The organism is Mycobacterium sp. SP-6446 (assembly GCF_001954045.1).
Lineage (GTDB): Bacteria > Actinomycetota > Actinomycetes > Mycobacteriales > Mycobacteriaceae > Mycobacterium.
In genome coordinates, this window is the sequence record NZ_MBEM01000107.1 from 1 (window position 1) to 5,137 (window position 5,137).

Consider the following 5,137-nt stretch of genomic DNA (forward strand, 5'->3'; position numbering starts at 1 on the left):
AACTCGCCGCGATGGGACACGCCGCCTGGCTGGTCGGCCCACAGCGCGCGTAACACGGCCAACTGCTCGTCGGCCCGTCGGCCCCGGCTGTCGAAATCCGCGCCGCATGCCTCGAGCTCTTCCCTGAGCCAGCCAACGCCGACGCACAGCCGCAGCCTGCCGCCCGAGAGCGCGTCGACGGTCGCGGCGCGTTTGGCGAGCACCACCGGATGGTGGTTGGGCAGCACCAAAACGCCGGTGGCCAACCCCAGCCGGCTGGTGTGGCCGGCGAGAAACGCCAATAGGTCGAGGGGGTCGGGGATCGGGCAGTCGGCCGCCAGCCCGACTCGTCCCGAATTGTCGTAGGGATACACGCTGTCGTACCGGGTGACCAGGACGGTGTGCTCCACAACGACGATCGATTCGAACCCGCACCGCTCGAGGTGGCTTGCGAAGGTCACCATCCAACCGGGATCCGCGGTGACGCCGTCGGCGACCGGGGCGACGACGGAAACCTTCATGGCACCCGAAGCTAACAGGTGGTCCTCGTCAGACGGCGGGAGGCGCGACCGAGGCGCGCACGGCCTCGGCCAGCCTGGCCGCCCGGCGATCCGTGAACACGTCCTCGAGCATCACCGGCCGGCCGTCGGGGCCCGTCAGCGGAACGCGCCAGTTCGGGTATTCGTCGGTGGTGCCGGGCTGATTCTGCGTCCTGCGGTCCCCGACGGCGTCGGTCAGCGCCACCCCCAGCAGACGCGAAGGCGTCCGGCCCAGGTATCGGTGCAGCGCGAGGACGATCTGTTCGGGGTCTGCAAGGTCGGGCTCGTTTTCGCCCAGCAGCCCAACCCGGCGCAGTTCGGCCAGCCAGGCCGCCAGTTCGGCGCGGTCGGACTCGAGCTCCGCCTCGACGGGCCGAGTCAGCAAGCCCAGCGACTCCCGCAGCCGCACATGGTCGCCGGCCAGATAGCCGGCGGTCGGCGGCAGGTCGTGGGTGGTGACCGACGACAGGCAGTATTCGCGCCAGCGCTCGGCCGGCAAGGGCCCGCCGTTACCGTCCCGATCCAATTCGAACCAGAGGATCGAGGTGCCCAGCAGGCCGCGGAGTAATAGGTAGTCCCGCACCCACGGTTCGACCGTGCCCAGATCCTCGCCGACGACTAGGGCGCCGGCCCGGTGCGCTTCCAGGGCGACGATCCCGATCATCGCCTCGTGGTCGTAACGCACGTAGGTGCCCTCGGTGGGCCGCGCGCCGTCGGGAATCCACCACAGCCGAAACAATCCGATGATGTGGTCGATGCGCACGCCGCCGGCATGGCGCAGCACCGAGGAGATCAGCGCGCGGAACGGCCGGTACTCCTGCTCTTCGAGCCGGTCGGGCCGCCACGGCGGTTGCGACCAGTCCTGGCCCAGCTGGTTGAACTCGTCCGGCGGCGCCCCCGCGGTCACGCCGAGCGCCATCGCGTCCTGCAGGGCCCACGCGTCGGCACCGTTGGGGTGCACGCCGACGGCCAGGTCGTGCATGACGCCGATGGCCATTCCGGCCCGCCGCGCCTGCGATTGCGCCAGGGCGAGCTGCTCGTCCAGCTGCCATTGCATCCAGCGGTGGAAATCGACTGTCTCCGAATGCTTTTCGACGAATCGTGCGACACCGGCTCCCGTGGGATGCCGCAGGAAGCTCGGCCAGTGATGCCAGTCGCCGCCGTACTTCTCGGCCAGCGCGCACCAGGTGGCGAAGTCGTCGAGCGCACGACCTTCACGGTCCCGGAATGCCGCATAGGCCAGCTCGCGACCCGCCGACCGGGGTGCCCGATGCAGCAGCTTGAGAGCCGACCGCTTCGCCCGCCAGGCGCTGTCGCGGTCGATGGCGTCGAGCTCGGCGGCCCGTTGCTGGACTTCCGAGCGCAACCGCCGCACCCGGCCGCGCTTGGTCAGTTCGGAGTATTCGGGGATGGCCTCGACGCGAAGGTAGAGCGGGTTGAAGAAGCGGCGCGACGTCGGCAGGTACGGCGACGGCTCCATCGGAACAGTCGGAGTGGCCGCGTGCAGCGGATTGACCAGCACATAGTCGGCGTCGTGGCGGGATGCCGACCACACCGCGAGATCGGTCAGATCGGTCAGGTCGCCGACGCCCCACGAGTGTCGGGACCGCACGCTGTAGAGCTGAGCGGCCAGTCCCCACGCGCGGCGGGCGCCGAGTTGCTCCGGCAGCCCCAACCAGTCGGGCGTCATGATCAGCGCGGCGCTGGTCTCGGAGTCGCCGGAACGCAAATGCACCCGGTGGTAGCCCAGCGGCAGGTCGGCCGGCAACAGGAAGCTGGCCTCCCCGACCCAGCGGCCGTCCAGATCGAACGGGGGAGAGAAGTTGTCCACCTGCTGGATCCCGCCGTGCACCGTGCCGTCCTCGAGCTGCAGCCACACCTCGGCGGGATGACCGTGCGTCACGTGCACCCAGAACCGCGTCGGCGCGCCGGTGCGCCCGACGATGGTCGCCGGCAATCGGCGTTCCCAATACGCGCGCAGTTGCGCCGTCATGGCCGCGTTGCGCTCCTGCTCGGTGCCGGCGGCCACACCGAGGGCCGCGAGCACCGCCACCAGCGTGGTGTCGCTGACCTGCACCCCCCGGCCCGTCCAGTCCTCGTAGGCGGTCGCGATGCCGAACCGCCTGGCAAGTTCGACCAGCGAGGGTGCGAGCTCAGTCATGTCGCACATCTTGCGTCCATGACCCGGCCGGCAGCGACTCGGCTCGGCGTCACCCTGCTTTGCCGGTGACCGCTCCACCCCCTGTTCGTTCGCAGGTCAGCAAGTGTTCAACCAAACGTCTCGTCAACAGGACGGGGCCGCAAATTGCCGCTACCATTCCTAGGACACCAAGAAATCCGGCCGGGGGGATCAGCGGGGCTGGGTTCAGGGATATAGCAATACGTAAAAGCGAACGCGAATCTCGCCGCATGGCGATGTGTTTGCGGGTGCCTTACGGTTATCGGGTAGTTCGCGCGCCGGACAACGTCCAGGCGTTCTAGCAGACCGGATGGTGAAAATAACGTGGCGGAGGAAAGTCGCGGACAGCGTGGGTCGGGATACGGCCTCGGTTTGTCGACCCGGACCCAGGTAACCGGCTACCAGTTCCTGGCCCGGCGGACGGCAATGGCGCTGACCCGCTGGCGGGTTCGTATGGAGATCGAGCCCGGGCGCCGGCAGAACCTGGCCGTGGTCGCGTCGATTTCCGCGGCGCTCGTGATCTGCCTGGGAGCGTTGCTGTGGTCGTTCATCAGCCCGTCGGGCCAGATCAACGAGTCGCCGATCATCGCGGACCGCGACTCGGGCGCGCTGTACGTCCGCGTCGGTGACAAGTTGTACCCGGCGCTGAATCTCGCGTCGGCGCGGCTGATCACTGGGCGCCCGGACAACCCGCACCTGGTTCGCTCCAGCCAGATCGCCAAACTCCCGCGCGGCCCGATGGTCGGCATCCCCGGTGCGCCGTCGACTTTCGGGCCCACCAGCCCCTCCTCGTCCTCATGGCTGGTGTGCGACACCATCGCCTCGACCGGAGCCGGCTCCCCGTCGGGGGTGACCGTGACGGTGATCGACGGAACCCCGGACCTCGGCGGCCACCGGCGGGTGCTGACCGGATCGGACGCGGTGGTACTGAGCTACGGCGGCGACGCATGGGTCATCCGGGACGGACGCCGGTCGCGTGTTGACGGCGCGAACCGGGCGGTGCTGCTGCCGCTCGGAATGACGCCCGAGCAAGTCAGCATGGCGAAGCCGATGAGCCGCGCCCTATTCGACGCGTTGCCGGTGGGGCCCGAACTGACTGTGCCGGAAATCCAGAACGCGGGCACTCCGGCGACGTTCCCGGGAGCTCCCGGGCCGGTGGGCACCGTGCTGGTCACCCCGCAAATCAGTGGGCCGCAACAGTATTCGCTGGTGCTGGCCGACGGTGTGCAGACGCTGCCACCGCTGGTAGCTCAGATCCTGCAGAATGCCGGCGGTCCGTCCAACGCCAAGCCCGTGACCGTCGAACCCGCGGCGCTGGCGAAAATGCCGGTGGTCAACAAGCTGGATCTCTCGTCCTATCCGGACAACCCGTTGAACGTGATGGACATCCGGGAGAACCCGGCGACGTGCTGGTGGTGGGAGAAGACGTCCGGGGAGAACCGGGCTCGCATTCAGGTCATCTCCGGGCCGACCATCCCGGTCGCCCAGGGCAACACCAACCGGGTCGTGTCGCTGGTCAAGGCCGATACGAGCGGCCGCGAGGCCGACCAGGTCTACTTCGGACCCAACTTCGCGAACTTCGTGGCCGTCACCGGTAACGACCCCGGCGCCAAGACGACCGAATCCCTGTGGTGGCTCACCGATGCGGGCGCCCGGTTCGGAGTGGACGACACCCGCGATGTGCGCGAGGCGTTGGGATTGCAAACAAAGCCGAGTCAGGCTCCGTGGGTGGCGCTGCGCCTGCTGCCGCAGGGACCGACGCTGTCGCGAGCGGACGCGTTGGTCCAGCACGACACCCTTCCGATGGATATGTCCCCTGCAGAGTTGGCGGTACCGAAGTGAAACGTGGTTTTGCCCGGCCCACACCGGAGAAGCCCCCGGTAATCAAGCCGGAGAACATCGTCCTCCCAACGCCGTTGAGCGTTCCGCCGCCGGAAGGCAAACCGACGTGGCTGATCGTGGTGGGCGTTCTCGTCGTCGGCCTGCTGATCGGCATGGTGGCGATGGTCTTCGCCAGCGGCTCGCGCGTATTCGGCGGCGCCGGAGCGATTTTCCCGATCTTCATGATCGGTGGTGTCGCGATGATGATGTTCGGTGGCCGGTTCGGCGGCCAGCAGCAGATGAGCCGGCCGAAGCTGGACTCGATGCGCGCCCAGTTCATGTTGATGCTGGACATGCTGCGCGACACCGCCCACGAGTCGGCGGACAGCATGGACGCCAACTACCGGTGGTTCCACCCGGCGCCGGACACGCTGGCGGCCGCGGTGGGGTCGCCGCGGATGTGGGAACGCAAGCCCGACGGCAAGGACCTCAACTTCGGTGTCGTCCGGGTCGGTGTGGGCATGACGCGCCCCGAGGTGACGTGGGGTGAGCCCCAGAACATGCCGACCGACATCGAGCTGGAGCCGGTGACCGGTAAGGCGCTACAGGAGTTCGGGCG

3 protein-coding genes and 1 pseudogene are annotated in these 5,137 nt (G+C 68.5%); 2 read left to right on the forward strand and 2 right to left on the reverse strand.

The annotated features are described in order from the left end of the window. Window positions 1-500 (reverse strand): TIGR03619 family F420-dependent LLM class oxidoreductase (locus A5736_RS09310; protein ID WP_139333216.1); only part of this gene is annotated, 500 nt, incomplete at its 3' end. Between the two features lie 28 nt (window positions 501-528). Then, window positions 529-2,679 (reverse strand): 4-alpha-glucanotransferase, encoded by a 2,151-nt coding sequence (gene malQ / locus A5736_RS09315; RefSeq protein ID WP_076245769.1) that lies wholly within the window; start codon window positions 2,677-2,679, stop codon window positions 529-531. Window positions 2,680-3,021: 342 nt separating this feature from the next. Between malQ and eccB the strand changes: the two genes are divergently transcribed. Together eccB and A5736_RS09325 are read left to right on the forward strand one after the other, a co-directional pair. After that, window positions 3,022-4,539: a type VII secretion protein EccB gene (eccB, locus tag A5736_RS09320; protein WP_076124294.1), complete on the forward strand. Its 1,518-nt coding sequence runs from the start codon at window positions 3,022-3,024 to the stop codon at window positions 4,537-4,539. Next, window positions 4,536-5,137: pseudogene (locus tag A5736_RS09325) on the forward strand (type VII secretion protein EccC); the annotation flags it as partial. The gene eccB and the pseudogene A5736_RS09325, both read left to right, overlap by 4 nt.

Coding starts and splice junctions, on each gene's coding strand:
- malQ (WP_076245769.1), bottom strand. CDS start 2,679: ATGACTGAGCTCGCACCCTCGCTGGTCGAACTTGCCAGGCGGTTCGGC.